This window comes from Lysobacter panacisoli (genome assembly GCF_009765165.1).
Classification (GTDB): domain Bacteria; phylum Pseudomonadota; class Gammaproteobacteria; order Xanthomonadales; family Xanthomonadaceae; genus Lysobacter_J; species Lysobacter_J panacisoli.
In genome coordinates, this window is record NZ_VLNU01000001.1 from 1,043,665 (window position 1) to 1,067,659 (window position 23,995).

Below are 23,995 nucleotides of genomic sequence, written 5' to 3' on the forward strand. Positions count from 1 at the left end.
ATGAAGTGGAAGGGGCGTTGGCGTGGGGGGCGTCAGCGCGGCGCGGTCGCGGACGACGCAGGCCCGTAGAGCTGCTGCGCCGAACCGAGGTGTCGGAGGAACTGCCGGTAATGCGTGGCGTAGGCGGCGACGGCGTCGGCCTGCGGCTTCGCCGAGGCGGATTCGTCGACGCCCACGTGTTCGCGTGCGATGGCAGCGATGTCGGAGGCCGCACCGGTCGCGCGCGAATGCGCCCACAGTGCCTGCAATGCGGCACCGAACGCGGCGCCTTCGGCCTGTTCGGGCACTTGCACGGGCAGATCGAACACGTCGGCGACCATCTGCCGCCATGCCGCGCTCTGGCTGCCGCCGCCGGTGAGGCGGATCGAGTCGAAGCTCAGACCCTTGGCCTGCAGCGCGTCGAAGCCGTTGCGCAGCGCGTACGTCGCACCTTCCATCGCGGCGCGATACATGTTGCCGCGGGTGAGGTTGCCCATGTCCATGCCGGACAGACTGGCGCGCGCGTTCGGCAGATCGGGCGTGCGTTCGCCGTTGAAGAACGGCAGCATCACCAGCCCGTCGGCGCCCGGCGTCGTGCCGGCCATCACCGCATCGCCATCGCGCGTGCTGAAACCGAACAGCTTCGCGACGTTCTCGGTGGCGACGGTGCAGTTCATCGTGCAGATCAGCGGCAGCCAGCCGCCGGTGGACGAGCAGAACGCGGCCCAGCCGGCGTCCTCGTCGACGACCGGCCGGTCCGCGTGGGCGAACAGCGTGCCCGAAGTGCCCAGGCTCATCGTCAGCACGCCATTGGCGACGTTGCCGGTACCGATGGCGGCCATCATGTTGTCGCCGCCGCCGGCCGCCACGCGCACGTCGCGCGGCAGGCCGAGTTCCTCGGCGATCGCGCGCGAGATGAAGACGCTGCTGTCGGCCTCGACCAGCGGTGGCAGCATCGCGGAAAGATCGGTGCGCGCATCGGTCGCGGCGAGCATGTCGCGCGACCAGGTGCGCGTGCGCACGTCGAGCCAGCCCGTGCCGGAGGCGTCGCCGTATTCCATCCAGCGCTCGCCGGTCAGCCAGAAGTTGACGTAGTCGTGCGGCAGTAGGATCGACGCGAGCTTCGCGTAGACCTCGGGACGATGCTTGCGCGTCCACGGCAGCTTGGATGCGGTGTAGCCGGCGAGGATCGGATTGCCGGCGAGTTCGACGCTGCGGCGTGCACCGCCGACGGCGGACATGATCTCGTCGCATTCGGCGCTGGTGCTGGTGTCGCACCACAGCTTGGCCGGCGCGAGCACGTTGCCGTCGCGGTCCACCGGCACGAAACCGTGCTGCTGGCCGGACACGCCGATCGCCGCGACGCGCGTGCGCAGGGCGGGATCGAGACGGGCGAAGCAACTGCGGATCGCATCGATCCACCACTGCGCATGCTGCTCACGGCTGCCATCGTTGCCGGCGATCAGCTCCAGCGGCTGGCCGTGGGTGGCGACGATGCGGCGCGCCTGCGGGTCATAGGCGACCAGCTTGACGCTCTGGGTTCCGACGTCCAGACCGACGAACAGACTCACGAGGACACGCTCATGGTGGTGTGAACCCGGGCTCCAAAAAAGTTAGCGCTACCATTTCGGTGGCAGGAGGGACCATCACTGGAAGTAGCGACCAGCATTGTCATGAGTGGCGATCTGGGCCCGGCGGGTAGGACGCACTCTACCAGCGATGCGGAAAAAGCCTTGCTGCAGTGCGGAAATGTGGAATCGCGATCGCTTTCGCTCCTTGGCTGGTGAGGCGCCTGCGGAGAGGATCCAGGAGCGCCGAACCCGGTCCCCTGAACGCCCTTGGATCGAAGAAGTAAAGGTAGCGCTAACTTTTCGGCCGCCTGAACAGGGCTTTTCGATGCCTGCAGCAGCCCGCTTCCCGACCCCGTCGCCGGGATGGCGATCGGGTCAGGATCGGGGCGACACGGAGGTCGCCCGCAATGGGCCGGAACGCGCATCAGCGCGGGCAGGCGACCACGTGCTTGGCCTCGTTCGAAGCCCCTAGCGCGATGCGCGAGATCGACAGCTGCAGCTTGCCGGCGGTTTCCAATTGCAGCACCGCGTCGAGCTTGGCCGTGTCCGCGCCCGCCTGCGCGAAGCACTTGAGCGGTACGCCCACCGTGGTCCACTGCCCCACCGGCAATCCGGCCAGCGTCTCGCGCATCGGCACCGCGGCCTTGCAGGTGCCGCCACAGGTGACGCCGATCGCGATGTCCGACGCGGGCACCTGCTCGGGCCTCAGCGTCAGCACCAGCATGACGTCGCCGTTGGTTTCGCGTGCGAGGTCGAGCGGCGTCTGCGACGCCAGCCACAGCGTCGCCGCCTGCGCACCGGACCACGTGAAGCGGCGCGCATCCTCCTGCGCTTCGTGATCGACCGCGACCACCTTGAGGCTGTCGTCCTGCAACGCCGCCGGCAGCGTCGTCACCTGGATGACCTGGCCGGCCGCATTGGTCAGGCGCATCGCCATTCCGTCGGTGACGCGACCGCGCGCGTAGAACGTGCCGGGCTCGGTCAGCCCGCCCGTCACGCCGGAATCCTCCGACAGCGGCGCAAGGTCGCCCTTGGTTGCGTAGGTCAGGCCGAAGCCGAACGGGAACAGCGGGTTGTAGTCCTTCTGCCCGACGTTGTTGGCGTACTGGACCGCGGTGCGCGGCCAACTGAAGCTGAGCTTGCCCTTGAAGTCGTACTGCACGCCGCCGTCGGGCTTGCGCAGCAGCACGTCGGCGATGCCCGCGCCTTCCGAACCCGGCAGCCATGCCGCGACGAAAGCATCGGCGGCATTGATTTCGCGATTCATCCACAGCGGACGGCCGCTCAGGAACACCGCCACGACCGGGATGCCCTCGCCTTTCAGGCGCTTGATCATCTCCAGGTCCGAGTCGTTGCCCGGCTTGTACAGCAGGTGCGGGATGTCGCCCTGGAATTCGGCGTACGGATTCTCGCCGAACACCACGACCGCGACATCCGGCTTGTGCTTGTACTTGCCGTCGATCGACAGCGTCGCTTCGCCGCCGGCGGCCTTGGCCTGCGCGGCGATGCCTTCGTAGATCGAGTCCGCGTTCGGGAAGTCGGCACGCTTGGTGCCCGTGCCCTGCCAGTTGAGCGTCCAGCCGCCGGCCTGCTTGCCGACATCGTTGGCGCCGTCGCCGGCGACGAGGATGCGCTGCTTCGGCTGCAGCGGCAGCACGCCGCCCTGGTTCTTCAGCAACACCAGCGATTCGCGCACCGCCTGGCGCGCAACGGCGCGATGTTCGGGCGAACCGAGCAGTTCGAACTTTCCGCCGACCGCACGCTGCGAAGGCTTGCCGGCCTCGAACAGACCGAGGCGGAACTTCACCCGCAGGATGCGGCGCACCGCATCGTCGAGCCGTGCCATCGGGATCGTGCCGGCCTTCACCGCCGCAAGGGTGGTGTCGTAGAAGCCACGCCAGCTGTCGGAGGCCATCGCCATGTCGAGCCCGGCGTTGATCGTGGCCGGGCAATTGGTGCTGGTGCAGCCCGGCACCAGGCCGTGGCCGTTCCAGTCGCCGACGACGAAGCCGCCGAACTGCATGCGCCCCTTGAGTACATCGGTCAGCAGCGTCGTGTTGCCATGCATGCGCACGCCGTTGACGGAGTTGAACGAGGCCATCACCGACTGCGCGCCGGCCGCGATCGCCGGCGGATAACCCGCCGCGTGGATGCGCACCAGTTCGGCTTCCGACAGCTGCGTGTTGCCCTGGTCCTTGCCGTCGGTGGTGCCGCCATCGCCGAGGAAATGCTTGACGGAGGAAATCACATGGCGGCCGTCGAGGAAGTCCTTCGAACCGACCTTGCCCTGCAGGCCTTCGACCACCGCGGCGGAGAAACTCGCCACGACGTCGGGCGATTCCGAATAGCCTTCGTACGAGCGGCCCCAGCGATCGTCCTGCGGTACCGCGACGGTCGGCGCGAACGCCCATTCCATGCCGGTGACGCGGGTTTCCAGCGCGGTGATCTCGCCGATGCGGCGCAGCAGCTCCGGATTGCGCGTGGCGCCCATGCCGATGTTGTGCGGGAACAGTGTCGCGCCGACGATGTTGCTCTGCCCGTGCACGGCGTCGATGCCGAAAATCACCGGGATCGCCTTGCCGCCCTGCGCGGTATCCATCGATGCTTCGTAGAACGCGTCGGCGAGCGCGAGCCATTCCGCCGGCGACGCGTCGTAGCGGCCGCCCGGATCGGAGTTGCCGCCGGCGAGGATCGAACCGAGGCGATACTTGCGCACGTCGTCCGGGGTGATGCTGCCGATGTCGCCCTGCACGATCTGACCGACCTTCTCCTCGACGGTCATCGTCGCCAGCAGGTCGTCGATGCGCTTCTCCAGCGCCGGATCCTGCTTGAGCGGCCACGTCACCTTCGGCCAGGGCGAGCTGTCCGCCTCCTCTTTCGCCGCCTTGCGGTCGTCGCCACGGCAGGCGACAAGCGCCAGCACGATCGACACCACCAACACCCCGCCACCGATACGCTTGAGCCTGCTTCCGTTCGTCACGTCGTGATCCTCTTGAGCGTTGCGTCCACGGCCGCGAACCCCTCGCGGCGCGCGCGAATCAGACCATCGCCGGCTTTCGTCCCGCCCAGACTTCCGGCGACGCCTTGCAATAGCGGTCGATGAACTCCTGCTGCGACGGCATGCCCGCGACGGCTTCCTCGATCGGCTTGCGCACGCCCGCGAACAACCGGCGCATGTCCTCGTCGGACAGCGTGTCGGACAGCGGATGGTGCTGCTGCGGCACGATGCCCTGACCGAGCATCACGTGCGTCCACGAGTCGACACGGAACAGCTCGTTCGCGCCCTGCCATGCGTGCGCGCGCTCGCGCCATGCGCGCAGGCGGATCGACAGCGAATCGGGAAGCTCCATCTCGCGGCACGTCTTCCACATCGCACCGTCGCGCTGGTTGGCGTGGTAGTGCAGGATGATGAAGTCGCGCACGTGCTCCATCTCGATGCGGCCGGTGTGGTTGTACACATCGACCAACGACTGCGGGATGCCTTCGAACGGGAACAGTTCGACCAGTCGGATGATCGACGTCATGCACAAGTGGATGCTGGTCGATTCCAGCGGTTCGATGAAGCCGCTCGCCAGCCCCAGCGACACCACGTTCTTGTTCCACGCCTGCAGGCGGCGTCCGCTGCGGAACGGCACCAGCCACGGATCGCGGATCGGTTTGGCGGCGGCGTCGTTCAACAGGCGCGACGTCGCCTCGTCGTCGGACATGTGGCGACTGGAGAACACCCAACCGGTACCGACGCGGTGCTGCAGCGGAATGTGCCAGCGCCAACCGGCGTCGTGCGCGATCGCGCGCGTGTACGGCACGGGCGGGCCGACCGACTCGGTCTGCACCGCGACCGCGCGGTCGCACGGCAGCCACTGGTTCCAGTCTTCGTAACCGGTCTTGAGCGTCTGTTCGATCAGCAGGCCGCGGAAGCCGGTGCAGTCGATGAACAGGTCGCCAGCGACCACCTGCCCGTCTTCCAGCAACAGCGATTCGACGAAACCCGACTCCGGGTTCTGCCGCACTTCGCGGATCTTGCCTTCGATGCGCTTGAGTCCGTAGCCCTCGGCCTTGCCACGCAGGAAGCGCGCGTACAGGCCCGCGTCGAGGTGGTACGCGTAGTTCACCTGCGGTGACGGCGGCAGCGCGAAGCGATCCGCGCGCGCGGCCAGCGTTTCCAGGCAATAGTCGCCGAGTTCCGACTTCATGCCGCGGCGCAGGCTGTCCAGCCAGAAGTGGTGGAAGCCGCAGACCAGCGTGCTTTGGCCGGTGATGCCGAACGGGTGGATGTAACGATCGCCGGGGCGCAGCCAGTTCTCGAACGAGATCGCCAGCTTGAACGTACCCGCGACCGCGCGCAGGAATTCCTGCTCGTCGATCTGCACGAAGCGGTGGAAGTTGCGGATGGGCGGCACCGTCGATTCGCCGACGCCGACCGTGCCGATCTGTTCGGATTCGATCAGCACCACTTCCAGCCGTTCGCGAAACTGATGGGTCAATGCGATCGCCGCGAGCCAGCCTGCGGTGCCGCCGCCTGCGATCACTACCTTGCGTACCTTGCCGTTCTCCACTTGCCCCTCCGGTCTATGCGCGTACTTCGCCGATGCCCCGGCCTCAACGATTCAGTTTTGCGATCAGCATCGCGCGCAGCTGCCGCGCGAGCGTCTCGTCGACCGGACCGAGCACGTTGCGCGCGGCTTCCGGCAGGTGTTCGCCCGCGCGTTCCGCCGCGCCGAACACGTAGTAGTCGAATACCTCGCGCCATGCCTGCTTCTCGCGCTCGGGCCGGTCACGGATCGCCCACATCGCGTGGTACAGCGCGTGCATCGGCGTCGGCACATAGGCGGGCACGCTGCTCCACCAGTAGTTCACCAGGACGTTGAACGCCTCCAGTCCCTGCACGTGGTGCCACCACAGACTCGGGATGAAGATCGCGTCGCCCGGCTCCAGCACCGCGCTCTGCCCGCTGGCGAGCGCATCGCGGAAGCGTGGATGGCGCTGGAAGTCGGGCGCGTCGAAATCGACCACGCTGACCGCCTGCCCGCCGGGCGTGGGCTCGAGTGGCCCGGGATACAGGTTGCCGATCTGCTCCGGCGGGAACAGCGTGAAGCGACGGCGTCCGACCGCGCAGCAGGCGATGTTGTTCATCGCGTCGTAATGGCAGGACGCGGTGACGCGGTTGCCGATCCAGATGCTCGGCGGCGCGTCGATGCCATGCGCGCGCAGGCCGAGGTCGTTGGTCGCGCGCATTCGCGGGAAGCGCGTGTCGATCAGCAGCGACGCGACGTAGTAGGTCGGCGGCCGCGGGTCGTCGGCACAGGCGGCGATCTCGTCGAGCACCTGTTCGAGCCGGCCGCGGCGGACTTCGAAGTTCAGATCGGTGAACGCGTCGTTGTAGAACGGGCGACCCGCGACGTCGCGATCGCCCCACGAGTACGTCACCGCCTCGCCGTTGTACTCACCGCGAAGGTAGTCCATCGCCTCGTGCGTCGAACGCAGGCCGGCCTGCACCAGCGCCCAGTCGCGCGCGACGCCGCGCAGCACGGCCGGCTCAGCCGAGGCGATCAGTTCATCCAGCGGCAGCGCGTCCGCGCGGACGTCGTCGATGACGCGGACGCGGGCGGCCACTTCGGCCACTCAGGCGTTCTCCATCCCGCGCAGGCGGCGCTGCTTCTCGGCCATCAGCCGGCGCAGGTTGTGCAGCGAGGCCAGCATCAGGAATGCGCCTTCCAGGTAGCCGGCGCGGTGCAGTTCGTGCAGCGCCGCCGCGTCGAGCGTCGCGAGGCGTTCGCGATCGATGCCGTACAACCCGTCCAGGCTCACGCGATGGTGCTCGTCCAGTTGCAGGTCGAGCTTCACCGGCTCGATCAGGCCATGTGCGTCGAACGCGGCGTACATCGCCCTGCCCGCCTCGACACCGTCGCGGATGCCGCGCAGCACCGCCGAGACGTGTTCGAGGTACGCACTGTTGCCGCCGTGCGGCATGAACACGCGCTCGCCGTCGTCGGTGCCGATGCGCGGATGGTCCATGTCGACGTGGATGACCGGTTCGCGGCGCAGTTCACCGTCGATGCGCTGCTCCTGGAAACCGATCAGGAACGGCCCGCGCGCCATCGCGCCGGGAAGGTACGCCGCGTTCCAGCGGTCGCCCTGCAGGAACAGGTTCTCCTTCGTGTCCAGGCCGAGCAGCGCCACCGCCTGCCATTGACCGTCCTCGCGATCCTTGCGGAAGAAGATGGGGTACTCACGTTGCAGCTCGGCGAACTCGGTCGGGAACGCCGGCACCATGCCGGTGTCGTCGCCGTACTCGCGACCGAAACGGGTGACGACCCGCAGATCCTTGTGCGTGATGTTGTTCAGCAGTTCGTATCGGGCCATGACGATCGCGATGGATGGATTCGCCTGATGTTATGCGCGTTCCCGCGTCCGCGGGCAACCGTCAAAGAAAGGGACCGCTGCTTCCGCAGCGGTGAACCACCTTCAAAAAAAGGGGACCACTGCTTTCGCAGCGGCCCCCACCTTTCGCGACACAGCCGGGAGGGTATCGCTCACCTTCAGAACTTGTAGCGCACGCCGAGCATGTAGCGCGGGCTCTGGTCGACCAGCTTGATGATCTGCTTCTCGGAGCGGCCGTGCCAGCGCACGTCCTCGCCGGTCAGGTTGATCGCCTCGAGCCCGAACGACCAGTTGTCGTTGAGCGTGTAGTTCACGCTCAGGTCCCACTGGTAGTACTCCTCGACGTAGTACGGGTTGCGGTTGGAGCCGTTCTCGTTCGCCGAGATCAGGTACTCGTCGCGCCAGTTCCACGCCAGTCGGGCCGACCAGCCGTACTTCTCGTACATGAGCATCACGTTGGCCGTGTCGCTCAGGCCGAGCAGGGCGAACTGGTCGCGCTCGATCACGGTGTTGTCGAAGGCAACGTCGCCATCGACGAGCGTGTAGTTGGCGAACACGCCGAAGCCCGTATCGCCGAAGAAGTACTGGCCGCCCATTTCCCAACCGTGCAGGTTGGCGCTGTTCTGGTTGACCGGACGCTGGACATCGAACTCGTACAGCGGATCGTCCGCCTCGCCGACCAGGTCGTACGCGTTCTCCATAGCGAGCGACTGCGCCGAGCTGCCGTTGTACGCCGCAAGGCCCCCGGTCTCGGGATTGCGCAGCATCGCCAGCGCGGCGAACAGCGCGGTGTCGTTCGACGAGCATGCCTGGGCGAGATCGCCGCCCGCCGCCGTGACCTGACTCACGCATGCTGCGCTGTTGAGGAACGCCAGCGCCGCCTGCGCATCGGGTCCGGACGTCGGATCGGTCAGGCCGTACAGCGGTTCGCGCACCACCGTGGTGCCGATGAAGTTCTTCACGTCCTTGTTCCAGAACGTCACCGAGATGAAGCTCGCGTCGGCGAAGTACCACTCGATCGCCAGATCGAGATTGTCCGATTCCAGCGGATCCAGGGCCGGGTTCTGCGCTTCACCGTCGGCGCGTGCGGACGGGTTCACGAGGATCGAGCCGGTCGGCTGGTTCGGCGTCGGGCCCGCGTAGAGGCTGCCGTACGGCGCACGTGCGATGGTCTTGCTGAACGAGGCACGGCCCTTGATGTCGTCCGTCAGGTCGATGCTGAAGTCCAGGTTCGGCAGCACGTAGTCGTAGCTGTGCGACTCGCTGAAGGGCTGCTGCTCGTCCGAGCGGATGATGCGGAAGTCGTTGTTCGCCTGCCACTGGATCGCGCTGGGCGTGGCCACGGCCGAAGTCGACGTCACGTACGTCTTCTCGTAGCGCACACCGATGCGGGTGTGCGTGGTCATGCCGCCGAGCGTGCCGTCCAGGTCGACCTGCGCGTACGCCGCATCGGTGTCTTCCTTGATGCGGTTGTCCGCCGCGAGCTGCGGGTTGTAGCGGGTGGCGGCGCCGTAGAAATCGCCGGCCCACAATGCGCCCGCGGTGGCATCGCCACGCCAGGCCCCGGTGGCGGCACCGTTGGTGCTGTAGTCGTCGAACATGCCGACGATGTTCACCGGTCGCAGCAGCGCGGCGAGTCCCGGCTCGTTGCCCGTGTTGGCCACGCCCCAGTCGCCCAGCGTCGAGTACGCCTCGGTCGCCTGCTTGCGGGTCATGGTCACGCGCGACGAATCGACGCCGAACTGCAGGCGCCCCTCGTCGAAGCTGTACTCGCCGTCGATCCGGCCCTGCTTGATCTCGGTTTCCTGGCGCTGGTAGTTGATGCGCAGCACCTGCGAACCGATCTGCTCGACCGGGAAGTCCGGGTTGACCGTGCCGCCGGTGTTGGCGGCAGCCGCGATGGCATTCGGATACCACGTGCGAGCGCCGATCGGCAGACCGTTGTTGAAGAACAGCTCCTGCGCCCAGTTGCCGCCGCAGTACGGGCCGACGGTGCAGTTGTTGGTGCCGGCGATCGAGAAGAACGTCGAACTGCCGCCGGTCGTCGGGTCGTTGGGCAGGCTCTCGGAGGTCGTGTCGTGTCCGTCAAAGGTCAGGCGGAAGCGATCGGTGACGTCCCACTTGGCGTTGAAGCCCAGCGAATCGAGCTTGTATTCCTGCTCCTGGCGCTGCTGTTCGTAGCCGAAGTCCTTGGTGCCGACGATGTCGCGCAGGTAGATAGGAGTAGCGACCTGCTCATCGGTGTCGAAGGTGAGATGGGTGAAGCTGTTGGCGCGCTGCAGCCAGATGGTCTGCTCGCCGCGGTTCTCGGTGATCTCGTTGCTGGAATACGTGTAATCGAGGGTCAACGTCACCGCGTCGGTCGGCGCGAACTGCAGCACCGCCTGGCCGTTGATGCGCTCGCGTTCGAAATCGGCGAAGGCATAGCGCAGGTCGTTCGGCATGCCATAGAGCTGGCCGATCGCCGGCGCGTTCACGACGATCGCATCGGGGCGCAGGGCCGGATCGGTGCCGGTCCAGCGCTGCATGTTCCAGGCGTTTTCGGTCGACTGCACCGAACCGCCGTGGCGCTTCTGGTAGCTGGCCGACAGGCCCACGCCCCAGGTCTTGTCGTCGTTGGTGTAGCTGAAGATGCCCGAGACTTCGGGCGTGATGTCGTTTTCGAACGGCTGCGACTCGTCGTACACCGCCTTCGCACCCGCACTGGCGACCAGGCCGGTGTGGTTGAACGGACGCGCGGTCTGGATGTCGATGGTCGCGCCGATGCCGCCGCTGGGCACGTTGGCCTGGCCGGTCTTGTAGACCACCAGCGTGTCGATCGCCTCCGACGCAAGCTGCGCGAAGTTGAAGGCGCGCGTACCGCCGTCGACGCCGCCGATCGGCACCTGGCCGGGCGCGCCGAACGCGTCCGCGCCCGGGATCTGGCGACCGTTGAGGGTGACCATGTTGAACTGCGGGCCGAAGCCGCGCGCGGTGATCTGCGCGCCTTCGCCGTCGCGGCGCTCGATCGAGATGCCGGTGATGCGCTGCAGCGATTCGGCGAGGTTGGTATCGGGGAACTTGCCGATGTCCTCGGAGCTGATCGCGTCGACGACACCCGCCGATTCGCGCTTGAGCTCCATCGACTCGGAGAGGCTTCCGCGGATGCCGGTGACCACCACCGAATCCAGCGTGGTCGCATCCGTGGACCGTTGTCCCTGTTCTGCCGTCTGCGCCTGCGGTGCCTGGGCGACCGCGGCGTCCTGCGCGAAGGCGGGATTGATGACGAGCACGCCGCCCACGAACGTGAACATGGCGCGCGACTTCAGGCGCTTCATTCGTTGGTTCATGAGCTGGCGCTCCCGTTGTTCGGAGAACTGCTGTCGCGCTGCGCTTGCGACACGGCTGACGCCTTCGTCCAGGACGCCTTCACTGCGTGGGACTGAAACCAGATCATGTGGTCTGCCCTCTCACCTTCGATCGATGGATGTATCGCCCCTCCCCAGGGCACCCCGCAGGCCCGTGCCTGCTACTTCCAACCGGACGCGCCCAATCAGCGGACACGCCCCGCTTGCAGCACTGCTGTGACGCAAAGCTTTCGATACGAATGCATGAACAACGAACGAAGCGGCAGCGAGCCCCCCTGATGGCCCGTGATCCGCCGCTGAGCTTGGTAGCGCTACCATTTCGGCTCACCGCAAACTAATCACGCTTTGCCGAATCTGTCACCATGCAGTGCAGCAATTGTGAGTAGAGCGCGATTAGAGGCGTTTTCGAGGGAGAAACCGTTTCATTCGAAACGGATTCGCGGGATGTCGGATAGCGCGCATGGCGACGCCAGCGACAACGGAGAGTCGTCGCTGGCGTAGCGATTTGCGTTCGTGGCGCCTGTATCAGCGGCGGCAGGCCGCAAAGGCGCTGGCGGTGGACTTGAACCTCACCGCCCCTCCATTACAGCTGGCAAGCCGAGCCGTCGTCGTAGTCGGCAAGGCGCTGGCCGTTCACTTCGACGAGCCGGTCGAGCCGCACGGTCTCGCCTGTGTCCAGCGCCACGTACTCCGAGCCTTCACGGGCGAAGACGTCGGTGATCACGGCATCGCGTTGCTGATCGGCGCCGCCTTCGTCGCGGAAGCCGATGGCCGTGCGCTTGCGCAACGTCGACAGGTCCTCGAGCAGGTCGTGGAATTCGCAGCTGATCGGGTGGTAGGGGTTGCGATCGTCGTTCATGGCTGAAGTCCAGTCTGTGCATGCGGCTCGTCGCATCCGACGGCCGCGGGGGTAGTGAACGGGCCGACGCCGGGGCGAACCCCGGCGACCGGCCGTTTCGTCACGACGTGGCGACGTTCACCGACACGTCGATGTTTCCGCGCGTCGCCTTGGAGTACGGGCAGATCTCGTGCGCGGTATGCGCGATCTGCTCGGCGACATCCTGGTCCAAGCCCGGCAGACGCACGTCGAAGCGCGCCTGGAGCAACCACTCGTTGCCGCTCTGGCCCACGTCGACCTCGATGTCGACCGAGGCATCGGCAGGGAGCGTGACCCGCTTCTGCGCGGCCACCAGGCCAAGCGCCGTGATGTAGCAGGCCGACCAAGCGCCCGCGAACAGTCGCTCGGCGAGCGGATGGGGCTCCACGGCCGCGAAGCGCTGCTCTTCCTCGGCCGAACCGGGCGTGGAAAGCTGCAGGTTGACGTTGCCGTGGTGGCGGGCCGAAGGCGCCTGGGCGACGGTGGTGTGGGTCTTGCCGGTGAAAAGAACCTTGTCGATCTTGCTCATGGTGGGATGCTCTACGTTGGAGGAAAGTGAACTGGTTGAACTATTTATATCGTGTGCGTTTAAAGCGTATGCGATCTTTATGGCATGAAAGAACCCCTACTCCTTGATGACGGCCCCGCCCTGATGGGCGAGGAAGAACAGGGAATCCTCGAGCGCCTCCGCGTCGTGCTCCTCACCGGGGCCGATGCGCATGTAGTCGCCGGGGGCGAGGATGAGGTCGCCGAAGCGGATCCGGCCCGACAGCACCAGGATCTCTTCCGGGCCTTCGTGGTCGTGGCGGGGGAAACGGGCGCCCGCCTCGAACTCGATCAGGTCGGAGCCGTTACCGTTTTCGCCCCAGAACGTGGAGAAGCGGACGCCGGGGATGCCGGTGTCCTGGAAGTGGTGGGCCGCCTTCGGGAAATGGATCATGATGGTGTCTCCTGGTAGTGATTAACATCGCATTCGATTAGATCGCATGCGATGGATTGCATCGTAGGGAGGGCTGTCTGGATCGTCAACCCGGCGGAACGTTCTCGTTCTGCGTTCGTTCATCGAATGCGATTAAATCGCATGCGATTCACACAGGTTCCACTCGGGGCCGCTTACTGTCAAGTGCCACCCGCCCTTTTTCTTCTCTGGGCGGCGCCGCGCCCCATTCAGGGACCGCCAATATCTAGCGGTTCCGATTAACTCGCATGCGATGTATGATGGCAGCGAGCCATTACGAGGTCAACGGATGAAATCCCCTTCCAATGCACGCCCCGACGCGAAGCTGGCGGACTTCCTCTGCTTCGCCGTCTATTCCACCAACCTCGCCTTCGGCAAGGTCTACCGGCCCATGCTCGAGGCGCTCGGCCTGACCTACACGCAGTACGTCACCGTCGTGGCGCTGTGGGAGGAGGACGACCAGACCGTGAGCGGCCTGGGCGAGAAGCTGTTCCTCGAGTCGAACACGCTCACGCCGATCCTCAAGAAGCTCGAAGGCATGGGCCACGTGGAACGCACGCGCGACCCGCAGGACGAGCGACAGGTGCGCGTGCGCCTGACCCGAAGCGGCAAGCGCCTGCGCGAGCGGGCGTTAGGGACCGATCTGGTCGACGCGTGCGGCATCTCGACGGGCGAGTTCAAACGCCTGCAGAAGGAGATCGTCGCGCTACGCACCAACCTGCTGCGGGCCGCCGGGCAGGAGTAAGTACGGACCGGGCATCGCGCCCGGTCGTCATCTCAGCGTGCTGAAGCCCGCGCGCACTTCCTGCGAGTACAGCGCCGGCTGTTCCCATGCGGGGAAATGCCCGCCTCTGGGCAGCCGGTTGTAGTGCACCAGGTTCGGATACGCCTTCTCCGTCCAACTGCGCGGTGCCTGGTACAACTCCTCCGGGAAGACGCTGACCGCGACGGCCAGTTCGACGCCCTTCACGCTGAAATACGGCGTCCTGTTCTCCCAGTACAGCCGCGCCGCGGAAATGGCGGTGTCCGTGAGCCAGAACAGGGTGATGTTGTCGAGGATGTCGTCCAACGTGATGCCTTCCGGTGCTCCATCGATCGAGCGGGCGAACAGCTCGTACAACCTGGGCACGTTGTCTAGCATGAAGGCGGCCAGGCCCACGGGCGAATCGACCAGTCCGGTCAGCGTCTGCGGACGGTCGCCCAGCATCTGCGCATAGCCGATATGCCGGTAGGCGAAGGCGAGCTCCTCGCACGCCTGCCGTTCTTCGTCCGTGAGGTCCGCAGGTAGCGGATCGCCACGGGAGACCGCCGCGTCGATCTCCGGCGGTACCACGCCCGGCATGTTCGTGTGGATGCCGATCAGGCCGGGCGGTTTTCCGAGCGCCATCTGCTCAACGATGATCGCGCCCCAGTCGCCACCCGACGCGCCCCACTTCATGTATCCGAGGCGCCTCATCAGTTCGTTGTACGCGCCAGCGATGCGCGGTGGATTCCAGCCGGGCGATGTCGGCTTCGCGGAGAATCCATAGCCGGGCATCGAGGGAATCACGAGGTGGAACGCGTCCGCCGCGCTTCCACCGTGGGTCGTGGGATCGGTGAGCAGACCGATGATCTTCATCCGTTCGATGATCGAGGCCGGCCAGCCATGCGCCACGAGGAGCGGTAATGCGTCCGGGTGTTTCGATCGCACGTGGATGAAGTGGAAGTCGATCCCGTCGAGGCGCATGACGAAGTTCGGCACGGCGTTGATCCTCGCCTCGGCCTTGCGCCAGTCGTACGCCGTCACCCAATGCTGAGCGAGCTTCCGGACGGTCGCCTGCTGCGCACCCTGGCTCGCGTCGGCTACGGTCTCGGGATCGGGCCACCGCGTCGCTTCGATTCGCGCGCGCAGGTCGGCGAGCCGGTCTTCCGACGCCATGAACGTGAACGGGCGAGCATCGCCGGTCGATCCGCTCGCAAGTCCCGCGGTGCCGCTCATGGCGTCGATCCTCCGCGTGCGTTCCGTTATCGCAGCGTCTTGAACCCGGCGCGCACATCCTTGCAGAACAGCTCCGGCTGTTCCCACGCGGCGAAGTGACCGCCCTTTGGTGGTGCGTTGTAATAGACCAGCTTCGGATATGCCTTCTCCGACCAGCTCTTCGGCGCCTGGTAGAGCTCGTCCGGGAATGCGCTGACCGCCACCGGGATCGTGACGCCCTTGACCGAGAAGTACGGCGTCTTGTTCTCCCAGTACAGGCGCGCCGCCGAGAGCGCGGTGTTGGTCAGCCAGAACAGCGTGATGTTGTCGAGCACGTCGTCGGGGGTGAGCCCTTCGGGCTTGCCGTCGATGGAACGCGCGATCATCTCGTAGCTCTTGGGATCGTGATCGAGCAGGAACGCCGCCAGGCCCACCGGCGAATCGGTCAGACCGGTCAGCGTTTGCGGACGATCGCCCATCATCACCGCGTAGCCGATGTGCTTGTAGGTGAACACGAGCTGCTCGCAGCAGCGCTGTTCTTCCGGGCTCAGGCCGGCCGGCGGCGGGTCGCCGCGGAACAGCGCCTTGTCGATTTCCGGCGGGACCACGCCGGCCATGTTGGTGTGGATGCCGACCATTCCGGGCGGCGTCTTCAGCGCCATAAGATCGACGACGACCGCGCCCCAGTCGCCGCCCGAGGCACCCCACTTCGTATAGCCAAGCCGCTTCATCAGTTCGTTGTATGCGTCGGCGATGCGCGGTGGATTCCATCCGGTCGTGGTCGGCCTTTCGGAGAATCCGTAGCCCGGCATCGACGGGATGATCAGGTGGAACGCATCGGCCTCGGTGCCGCCATGCGCTGTGGGATCGGTCAGTGGTCCGATGATCTTCATCTGCTCGACGATGGAGCCCGGCCAACCGTGCGCGACCAGCAAAGGCAGCGCGTTCTCGTGCTTCGACTTGATGTGCATGAAATGGAAATCCAGCCCATCGATCTTCGTCAGGAAGTTGGGGACGGCGTTGATCCTCGCCTCCGTCTTGCGCCAGTCGTACTTGGTCGCCCAATGCTGGGCGAGCTTCTGGATCGTCGCGAGCTGAACGCCCTGGGTGGAATCGTTGACCGTCTCGCGTTCCGGCCACCTGACGGCATCTATTCGCCTGCGCAGGTCGGTCAGGTCCGCATCGGATGCCTTGTACTGGAAGGGACGGATCTCGGTCGAGCTCGCGCTCGCCGGCTTTTTTTCTGCGACTTCGTTCATGGCTGTGGTCCTGTCTGAGCAGCTGAGCAGGCCCAACGGCGCGGCGGCGAGCGTGGCTGCCGCGGCACCGCAGAACCGGCGTCTTGCCAGGAGATCGGGGTGAGGCATCTTCTGCATACGGCCTCCTTCGGGACGCAACACCACGTCACGTGGAGTGCGCTCCACATGGGGAACTGGTTCGAAAACGCTCACTTCAACGGGCTGTCACCAGGCGGCAACGCACCGCACGCAGCCTGTGTGGCCGCGCGGTCGGTTCGATCCATCGAGGCGTGCGTACTCCGTACGCGACACGTCGGCATCATTCGCCTGGAATCGCTGCAGCGCCTCCGTTCCTGTGCAGCCGTTGCGGCCGCCGGTGGCGCTCTACGTGTCTGCCAGCATGTTTTTTACTTCAGCGTCTCATCGGATCGCAACTGCCATTCGTCGGGTATGTCCATTCGATGTACGGCACGCCATTGCAAGCGCGGCGCCCGGCCCTACACAGGGATACAAATCGCCGAGGGCGCGACACACCGCCGATACACGCGCCGTTCCTAATGCGTGCAACGCAGCAAAAGGAGACCGTCCCACATGAACAAGATCCATGCCATCGCGGCCGCAACGCTCGTGCTCGGCTCGACACTGATCGTGCCATCCGCCCAGGCGCAACAGAAGGGCATCACGCGCACCGATCTTCAGCGCAACGACCTGTCCGTACCGGGACGCGAAGTGGTCCAGGTGCTGGTGGGAATCGATCCCGGCGTCGTCGCGGCCAACCACCACCATCCGGGCGAGGAGATCGTCTATGTGGTCGAGGGAACCCTGGAGTACCGCCTGGAAGGCCGCGCGCCCGTGGTGGTCAAGGCAGGCGAAGTGTTGTTCATTCCGTACGGCGTGAACCACGAAGTGGCGAACGTGGGCAACGGCAAGGGCGCGGAGCTGGCGACGTACATCGTCGAGAAGGGCAAGCCGCTCGTGGTGCCGGCGAAGTGAACGCGTCCGCAAGGCTCATCATCGGCGCGATGCTGTTGGCGGGCTTCGTCTGTGCGCCTTCCCTCGCGAGAGCGCAATCGCGTGACCTTGCCGTGGCGAGCGTCGCGACAAGCGATCGCACCGAGGCGGAGACGACGCGCGACGTCAATGCCCCCGTCGACGATGCATGGGCGCTTTCGCGAGCGGAGTCGCCGCGCATCGGCGCGCCCGATGGCGAGCCTGCGGACGTGTCGACGACCACGAATGTCGGCACGGACGCAAGGCAGCGCATGAAACTCAACTTCACCAGCGAGCAGCCGATCAAGCCGGGCATGTTCGACGTCCCGACCGTGTGGGAAGACGAGCCCTGAGCACGCACCCGGACCAGAACGAATGAAGCCCCGCACCGCGGGGCTTCATTCGCAGCGCGCGTGACGACTCAGAACGTCGCGCGGATGTTGACGCCGGAGAACGCCGTGACGCCGACGATCTTGATGTAGTACAGGCCAGCCACCGTTGTCGGCACCGTCAGCGTCTGGTTGGTGCCGGGTCGCTGCGAGGACGCGTCGTAGCTCTGCGCGGTCGGCGCATCTCCCGCCTTGGCGAAGACCTTGATCTGTCCCGTGCCGCCGTAGGTCAGCACCGACAGCTTCGCGCCGGCGGGCACAGCGACCATGTACATCAGCTCGTCGCCCGCCGCGCCAGTGATACCGGCGCGCGCCACGCCATTGGACAGCAGCGTCGCGGGCACGGTGCTCGTGGCGGCCGCGACCGCGGCATTCGCATCCACGATGCCCGCACCCAGCGGCCTGTCGGTCGGCGCCGGGAACGGCCGCGCGGTCTGCTTGAGCAGGCTGGCGACCTGTGCGGGCGTCATCGGCGTGCCGACCGCGCTCTGCACGAGGGCGACGACGCCGGCCACGTGCGGCGTCGCCTGCGAGGTACCGACCATGCCCATGTAGGTTTCCTTCTCAGGCACCGTCTTGCCCTCGTTACCCGCCGACCAGATGAAGTTCTCCTGGTTGTTCGCACCGTCGTTGTAGCCACCGCCCGGCGCGGCGATGTCGATGCGCGTGCCGTAGTTGGAATAGAACGCGCGACGCGCCGAGATTCCGGTCGCGCCAACGGTGATCACGTTTCGGCAGTTGGCCGGGGTGTGGTTCATCGCGTCGTCGTTGTCGTTGCCGGCGGCGATCACGATGGTCGTCCCACGGGACACCGCGCCGTCGATGGCCGACTGCATCTCGGGGCTGCAGGTTCCGCTGCCGCCCAGACTCATGTTGATGACCTCGGCGGGTTGGGTATTGTCCGGCACGCCGTCGACGTGCCCGCCCGACGCCCATACCACGGCGTCGGCGATGTCGGAGTCGTAACCGCCGCAATGGCCGAGTACGCGCACCGGCAGGATCTTCGCATTGTGGGCAACGCCAGCCATGCCGATGCCGTTGTTCGTCACTTCGGCGACGGTGCCGGCAACGTGCGAACCATGCCAGGAGCTGTTCTTCGCCGCGCTGTTGGCGCCGCACATGCCAGCGGTCGTCCAGTCGCCAAGGTCGGCGCCACCGGGCGCGCGTTCGTCGGTCGCGCGTCCGGACACGAAGGCGTCGCTGATGAAGTCGTAGCCCTCCAGCGCGTTGGCGTCGAGGTCGCTGTGCTTGGTGATGCCCGTGTCCAGCACGGCAACGACGATGCCGCCGCCCTTCGCGCCCGCGTCCCATGCGCTCGGCGCATTGATGCCGCCGACCGGGTTGAAGTAGTCCCACTGATAAGTCGTGTAGTACGGGTCGTTCGGTGCGGCGGTGTGCTGCAGAAGACGATCGATGCGGACCGATTCCACCGCCGGATCGGCGGCGATGGCGGCCATCAGCGCCTTCGCCTCGGCCATGTCGAGCTTGCGCGAGGTCCGCACGACATCCGCACCGTTGGCGCTCAGTCGGCGCACGTGGCTGGTGCGGATCGCCTTGTTCGCACCGAAGACATTCGCGACGCGCGTGTTGAGCGATGACGTCACCTTGCGACTGTCGGAGCGCTGCGCGGTACCGCTGCGGTATTTGACGATGAAGCGACCGAAGGTCTCCTGTTCGGAGGAGGACGACGGGCCCTGGAAAGGAACCACACGTGTGGCGGCAGTGGCGGTGCCGGCGATGAACGCCATCGCACCAATCAGGGCGAGACAGAGGGACTTGCGCTGCATTGCGTTTACTCCGTGAACGAAGTGGGACGTTGAAGGACACGGCTGCGCGGACGGACGTCGCGCGCGGCCTGGGTGGAAGTCATCGGGAGGGAGCGGACGCCGGTCGCACCAGCGTCCGCCGCGAGTCACCAGCTGAACCCGGCACCGGCACCGACGCTGGAGTCGTCACCGGTGAAAGCCGCACCGAGCGATACGCTGCCGCGGCTGTTGCCAAGGGCGCGCTGGTAGCCGAACGAGATCGCCGCTTCGCTGCCGTAGGTTCCGACACCGACGCCGACGCGATTGACGCCCGACAGGCCGGACGTGTTCGACGTCATCTGCGCCATCGCCGCACTCATCGCGCCGACACGCTGGATGCGCGCATCGGTGCGGATGAAGCGGTCGTTGACCTGGCCCTTGTAGGCGGCGAAGTCGTCCTGCATCTGACCGAAACCGGCGTTCATCGCGCGCATCTGCGCATCGGTGTACGCATTGGCGTCGGTCAGCGTGCGCGCGTTGCGCTCATTGAGCTGCGCCACGTTTACCGCATCGGTGTCGGCGGTGCCGGCGGCAACATTCGTCACCTGCCGTTCCGCACCGGCGTTTCCGACCGACACGCTGTTGTCGCGATCGGCCACAGAACCCGCACCCAGCGCCACCGCATTCGACGCCGTGGCCTGCGCACCGGTGCCCAGCGCCGTGGCCAGACTGCCGCTGGCCTGCGCGCCCGCGCCGCCCGCGGTGGAACCCGCACCGCTGGCGACCGGCGCCGGCGAGGTGTTGGCCGGATCGACCTGGAACATGCCGGCCGTGCCGTTACGCAAGGCTTCGGTGGTGTCGCTGAGCTGGTTGAGCGTGTTGCTGATGCCACCGACCGTTCCGGTGATCGCGCCGATCTGGCTGTCGGTGTAGGCATTCGCTTCCTGCACGGCGCCGGCGAGCTGGCGCAGGTTCACGGCATCGGTCGCCTCCCTGGCGTCGGCGACGTTGCTGATGGTGCGTTCGCCACCCGAAGTGCCTACCGACACCGTGCCGACGCTGTTGTTGTCCGCGCCGGAATAGCGACCCACGTACTGCTCCGCGCCGCGACCGCCGTCGTTCGAACCGGCGCCGAGCGCGACGCTGCCCGCACCGCTGGCCTGCGCACCGGCTCCCATCGCGACGCCGCCCGCGCCGGTGACCTGCGAGTCGATCTGGCCGGCGCCGCCATCGGCGTGGAAGTACTTCACGCCACCACCGTCGACCATTCCACCGACCGTGCTGCTCAATGCACCAAGCGCACTGCCGACGTCGTGATAGAGGTTGCCGCCAATGAGGTAGTTCGGTGCGGCGACGGTGCCGTCCGGATTCAGCGCGGCGCCCGCGCCGAACAAACCCAGCGTCTGTTGCAGCTGGCTGACGTTCACACCATCGGTCGGATTGAATCCCGCTGTGACGTTGGTGATGCGACGCGTGAACGCGGTGGTTCCCAGCGAGCCGTCGCTTCCCACCGACACGGTGTAGGACTGGTTGGCGAGCGAGTTGGCACCAAGCGCGACCGACATCGTCGTCGGAGCGACGCCGTAGACGCCCTTGCCATCGACATTCGTCACACGCGCGCCATCGCCCAGCGCAACCGACCAGCTTGGCCCGTACTCGAAGATGTTGGTGCCGGTAACCCACTTCTTGACGGTGGCACTGACGGCCGCATTGTTGCCGACCGCCACGTCGTGCACGCCCATCGCCACCGACCCGCGTCCGTAGGCCGCACTGTCGTCGGCGGCTGCGGCGCCCGCACCGACAGCGGTGGCGTTGACGGCATAGACACGCGTCTGCATGTCCGCCAGGAAGTACTGGCCCAAGCGCGTCTTGTTGCCGATGGCGACGCTGTTGTCGCCACCAATGCCGCCCGCCACGTCGTCGAAGAAGCCGCTCTGATAGCCGATCGCCACCATGCCGAGTCCGCGCGAGCGCGCGCTGTGGCCCATCGCGATGGAACCTTCGCCGGACGCGCCGTTGTACGCGCCGATGGCGATCGCCGCCGGACCCGTGGCCGAGACGAAGTAGCCTTGCGCGATGCTGAAGATGTTGGTCGCGCTGGCGCGCCCGATCGCGATCGAGCTGGAGCCCGCCGCGATCGCGGCACTACCGAGCGCAGTGGCGCCCACGTCGCTCGCCCGGGACAGGTTACCGAGCGCGACGCTGTTGTTGGCGGTTGCCTGTGCACCGTTGCCTGCAGCGATTGCCCGGGCTCCCGTGGCTTGCGCGTTGGCACCGATGGCCGCGCTGTCGTTTCCGGTGACGAATGCGGCATTGCCCATCGCGATCGAGCGTTCACCGCGTGCAATCGCATCCGCACCTACCACGGTGCTGCTCGGCCCGGTGGCCTGACTGCGTGCACCGAGCGCCGTGCCGTTCGCACCTTCCGCGACAGACGACGTACCCATCGCGACGCTGTCATCGCCGATGGCCGATGCGCCAGCACCGTTGGCCGTGCTGCGCGCACCGATAGCGAACGCGTTCTGCCCGACGGCCGTACTCTGCATCCCCTGCGCGAAGCTGTACGCGCCCAATGCAGTGCTGCCGTCCCCCGCCGCCTGCGCTACCGCGCCGTACGCGGTGCTGCGCTCACCGTCGGCGCGGGTGACTTCCTCTGCATCGACCACGCCGTCGCCGTTGCTGTCCACCCACGTACCCGTCGCCACGGCGGCGGTTCCCGAGGCCTGCGTCGCCGGACCGACCGCGACGCTCGCGACACCGATGGCCTGCGAGTCGGCAATCGGCGTCGAACCACCGTTGGCATGGAAGTACTTGATGCCGGCGCCTGTGCCGAGTCCGCTGACGGTGCTTTCCAGCGTGCCGACGCGCTGGTTGGTGGCGAACAGCTGGCTGCCGTTGACCGCTTCGGTACTGGTGGGTGAGAGCGTCGCCGCGGCAAGGTTCACCAGCTTGCGTTCCGCGCCAACCTTGCCGATGGAGACGGTGTTGTTCACCGTCGCCACCGAACCGGAGCCGATCGCAACGGCCTGCGTCACGCCCGCGTTGACGATGGCATTCGCACCCAGCGCCATGCTGTCGACGCCGTTGATGCTGACCTTGGCATCCTTGCCCATCGCGATGGCGGTGTCGGCGCGCGCCTGAGCGTTGTTGCCCAGAGCGACGCTGCTGATGCCGGTCGCGTACGAGTTGAAGCCCTGCGCCATCGCGGCCTGCTGCGTGGCCCAAGCGCTCTGCCCAACCGCGATCGCCTGATCGAGCAGGGCTTTCGAGCCGGCGCCGATGGCGATGTTCCCGACCGAAGGCGTTGCACCGTTGGAGGTCGCCGACGCGCGCTGGCCGATGGCGATACTGCTCGACCCCAAGGCGGCGGCTTCGGAACCGACGGCCACGGAGTAGCCCAGGCTTGGCAGCGCAGGGTCATGGTCCGTGGCCGAATACCCCAGCACCACCGAACGGGTGTGCAGCGCGTTCGCGCCGGAACCGACCGCTATCGCGTTGTCGCCCGCGGCCGTCGTCTGCACCGGGGGCAACTTCGTGCTGCTGGACGGACGGAAGGTGCCGATGGCGATACTGTTGGCACCCGAAGCGATCGATGCATAGCCCGTCGCCACGCTGTAATTCCCGCTGGCGGTGGAGTAGCCGCCGTTCGCGACCGAACCGAATCCCGTCGCATAGGCCTGCGTGCCGTAGGCCGACGACTGGCTGCCGGTCGCCTTCGCGCCGTTGCCTCCGGCGATGGCGTACGAGGCCTGTGCCGATGCGTGTTCGCCCAGTGCGACTGCGGAAGTGCCGGACGCGTACGCGCCGGTGCCGATGGCGGCGCTGTCCTTTCCGATGCTGGCCGCCGTCAGGCCGATGGCCGTGCCGTTCTCGCCGGTGGCGGAAGCCGACCTGCCAAGCGCAAGGCTGGCGGTTCCTCCTGCGACGGCGCCCGTGCCAGCCGCGAGCGAATCGTCGCCCGCGGTGCTGGCGCCCATGCCGAACGCGGCGCTGCCCACGCCTTGCGCCGATGCGCCCGTGCCAATCGCAGTCGCGTTGTCGGCCAGGGCAGCTGCATTGTGACCGGTGGCGGTGCTGTTCGCGCCCAGCGCGAACGCGTCGACACCGACTGCCGTACTGCCCTCGCCCGTGGCCAGGCTGTAGGCACCCAGCGCGGTGCTGTTTTCGGCCGTCGCTGCGCTGTAAGCACCCAGCGCGGTGGTGTTGCTTCCCAACGCCTGCGCGAGCGCGCCGAATGCCGAGGCGTTCTCGCCATCGGCGAACGTCATTTCGTCGGGATCGACCCCGCCATCACCGTCGATATCGACCCACGCGCCACAAGCGATCGCACCTTGCCCGTTCGCGCTGGCGGTCGCCGCGGGAACGAGCGAGCCCGATGCGTCGCGCGTCACGCACGTCTCGGCCGCCGTGGCCACGTTGGAAACCAGCACGGCGCAGATGACGGCCGGCAACAAGCGTCGGCGCAGCGCGGATGGCTGCGAATCGTGTACGAACATCGTGTTACTCCGAAGGCACGCGGGAGGGGAGCGCGACCGCAGTCGCACGAGGCGTGCCGACGTTTCG

Annotated in this window: 16 protein-coding genes; 3 read left to right on the forward strand and 13 right to left on the reverse strand. The window is 66.7% G+C overall.

Annotation, left to right across the window (positions count from 1 at the left end):
- Positions 1–32: 32 nt before the first annotated feature.
- The 9 genes from xylB to FOF45_RS05165 form a co-directional block, all read right to left on the reverse strand.
- A complete protein-coding gene (xylB, locus tag FOF45_RS05125) occupies positions 33–1,550 on the reverse strand; it encodes a xylulokinase (protein WP_158982916.1) in 1,518 nt (505 codons plus the stop codon).
- A 424-nt stretch (positions 1,551–1,974) separates the two neighbouring features.
- Positions 1,975–4,530: a glycoside hydrolase family 3 protein gene (locus tag FOF45_RS05130; RefSeq protein WP_158982917.1), complete on the reverse strand. Its 2,556-nt coding sequence runs from the start codon at positions 4,528–4,530 to the stop codon at positions 1,975–1,977.
- Between the two features lie 58 nt (positions 4,531–4,588).
- Complete coding sequence (locus FOF45_RS05135) at positions 4,589–6,106, reverse strand: tryptophan halogenase family protein (RefSeq protein ID WP_158982918.1); 1,518 nt, start codon at positions 6,104–6,106, stop codon at positions 4,589–4,591.
- Positions 6,107–6,149: 43 nt separating this feature from the next.
- Entirely contained in the window at positions 6,150–7,172 is a 1,023-nt protein-coding gene (locus tag FOF45_RS05140) for a cupin-like domain-containing protein (RefSeq protein WP_158982919.1), read from the reverse strand.
- Positions 7,173–7,913 carry a SapC family protein gene (locus tag FOF45_RS05145; protein WP_158982920.1) on the reverse strand — a complete coding sequence of 247 codons (741 nt, stop codon included), beginning with the start codon at positions 7,911–7,913 and terminating at the stop codon, positions 7,173–7,175.
- Positions 7,914–8,089: 176 nt separating this feature from the next.
- A complete protein-coding gene (locus tag FOF45_RS05150; RefSeq protein WP_158982921.1) occupies positions 8,090–11,260 on the reverse strand; it encodes a TonB-dependent receptor in 3,171 nt (1,056 codons plus the stop codon).
- Between the two features lie 601 nt (positions 11,261–11,861).
- Positions 11,862–12,137: a hypothetical protein gene (locus tag FOF45_RS05155; RefSeq protein ID WP_158982922.1), complete on the reverse strand. Its 276-nt coding sequence runs from the start codon at positions 12,135–12,137 to the stop codon at positions 11,862–11,864.
- Positions 12,138–12,237: 100 nt separating this feature from the next.
- Entirely contained in the window at positions 12,238–12,684 is a 447-nt protein-coding gene (locus FOF45_RS05160) for an Ohr family peroxiredoxin (RefSeq protein ID WP_158982923.1), read from the reverse strand.
- A gap of 96 nt (positions 12,685–12,780) precedes the next feature.
- Positions 12,781–13,095 carry a cupin domain-containing protein gene (locus tag FOF45_RS05165; protein ID WP_158982924.1) on the reverse strand — a complete coding sequence of 105 codons (315 nt, stop codon included), beginning with the start codon at positions 13,093–13,095 and terminating at the stop codon, positions 12,781–12,783.
- A gap of 307 nt (positions 13,096–13,402) precedes the next feature.
- On the opposite strand from FOF45_RS05165, the gene FOF45_RS05170 reads away from it, so the two are divergent.
- Positions 13,403–13,858, forward strand: a complete 456-nt coding sequence (locus FOF45_RS05170; protein ID WP_158982925.1) for a MarR family winged helix-turn-helix transcriptional regulator — start codon at positions 13,403–13,405, stop codon at positions 13,856–13,858.
- A gap of 27 nt (positions 13,859–13,885) precedes the next feature.
- On the opposite strand, the gene FOF45_RS05175 is transcribed toward FOF45_RS05170, so the two are convergent.
- Positions 13,886–15,091 (reverse strand): epoxide hydrolase family protein, encoded by a 1,206-nt coding sequence (locus FOF45_RS05175; protein WP_158982926.1) that lies wholly within the window; start codon positions 15,089–15,091, stop codon positions 13,886–13,888.
- A gap of 26 nt (positions 15,092–15,117) precedes the next feature.
- Positions 15,118–16,329, reverse strand: coding sequence for an epoxide hydrolase family protein (locus FOF45_RS05180; RefSeq protein WP_199244433.1), 1,212 nt, complete (start codon positions 16,327–16,329; stop codon positions 15,118–15,120).
- Positions 16,330–16,899: 570 nt separating this feature from the next.
- On the opposite strand from FOF45_RS05180, the gene FOF45_RS05185 reads away from it, so the two are divergent.
- Together FOF45_RS05185 and FOF45_RS05190 are read left to right on the forward strand one after the other, a co-directional pair.
- The gene (locus FOF45_RS05185; protein WP_158982928.1) at positions 16,900–17,301 is read left to right on the forward strand and encodes a cupin domain-containing protein; all 402 of its coding nucleotides are present in this window, start codon (positions 16,900–16,902) and stop codon (positions 17,299–17,301) included.
- Positions 17,298–17,651: a hypothetical protein gene (locus FOF45_RS05190; RefSeq protein ID WP_158982929.1), complete on the forward strand. Its 354-nt coding sequence runs from the start codon at positions 17,298–17,300 to the stop codon at positions 17,649–17,651. The genes FOF45_RS05185 and FOF45_RS05190 overlap by 4 nt, the downstream gene beginning before the upstream one ends.
- 68 nt (positions 17,652–17,719) lie before the next feature.
- On the opposite strand, the gene FOF45_RS05195 is transcribed toward FOF45_RS05190, so the two are convergent.
- A complete protein-coding gene (locus FOF45_RS05195; protein WP_158982930.1) occupies positions 17,720–19,474 on the reverse strand; it encodes a S8 family peptidase in 1,755 nt (584 codons plus the stop codon).
- A 125-nt stretch (positions 19,475–19,599) separates the two neighbouring features.
- Positions 19,600–23,928, reverse strand: a complete 4,329-nt coding sequence (locus FOF45_RS05200; protein WP_158982931.1) for a YadA-like family protein — start codon at positions 23,926–23,928, stop codon at positions 19,600–19,602.
- Between the last annotated feature and the right edge of the window lie 67 nt (positions 23,929–23,995).

Bases quoted from the DNA above. Each gene is read 5' to 3' on its own strand.
- FOF45_RS05145 (WP_158982920.1), bottom strand. From the start codon at position 7,913: ATGGCCCGATACGAACTGCTGAACAACATCACGCACAAGGATCTGCGG.
- FOF45_RS05160 (WP_158982923.1), bottom strand. From the start codon at position 12,684: ATGAGCAAGATCGACAAGGTTCTTTTCACCGGCAAGACCCACACCACC.
- FOF45_RS05150 (WP_158982921.1), bottom strand. From the start codon at position 11,260: ATGAACCAACGAATGAAGCGCCTGAAGTCGCGCGCCATGTTCACGTTC.
- FOF45_RS05170 (WP_158982925.1), top strand. From the start codon at position 13,403: ATGAAATCCCCTTCCAATGCACGCCCCGACGCGAAGCTGGCGGACTTC.
- FOF45_RS05175 (WP_158982926.1), bottom strand. From the start codon at position 15,091: ATGAGCGGCACCGCGGGACTTGCGAGCGGATCGACCGGCGATGCTCGC.
- FOF45_RS05185 (WP_158982928.1), top strand. From the start codon at position 16,900: ATGAACAAGATCCATGCCATCGCGGCCGCAACGCTCGTGCTCGGCTCG.
- FOF45_RS05195 (WP_158982930.1), bottom strand. From the start codon at position 19,474: ATGCAGCGCAAGTCCCTCTGTCTCGCCCTGATTGGTGCGATGGCGTTC.
- FOF45_RS05165 (WP_158982924.1), bottom strand. From the start codon at position 13,095: ATGATCCATTTCCCGAAGGCGGCCCACCACTTCCAGGACACCGGCATC.
- FOF45_RS05155 (WP_158982922.1), bottom strand. From the start codon at position 12,137: ATGAACGACGATCGCAACCCCTACCACCCGATCAGCTGCGAATTCCAC.
- FOF45_RS05180 (WP_199244433.1), bottom strand. From the start codon at position 16,329: ATGAACGAAGTCGCAGAAAAAAAGCCGGCGAGCGCGAGCTCGACCGAG.
- FOF45_RS05200 (WP_158982931.1), bottom strand. From the start codon at position 23,928: ATGTTCGTACACGATTCGCAGCCATCCGCGCTGCGCCGACGCTTGTTG.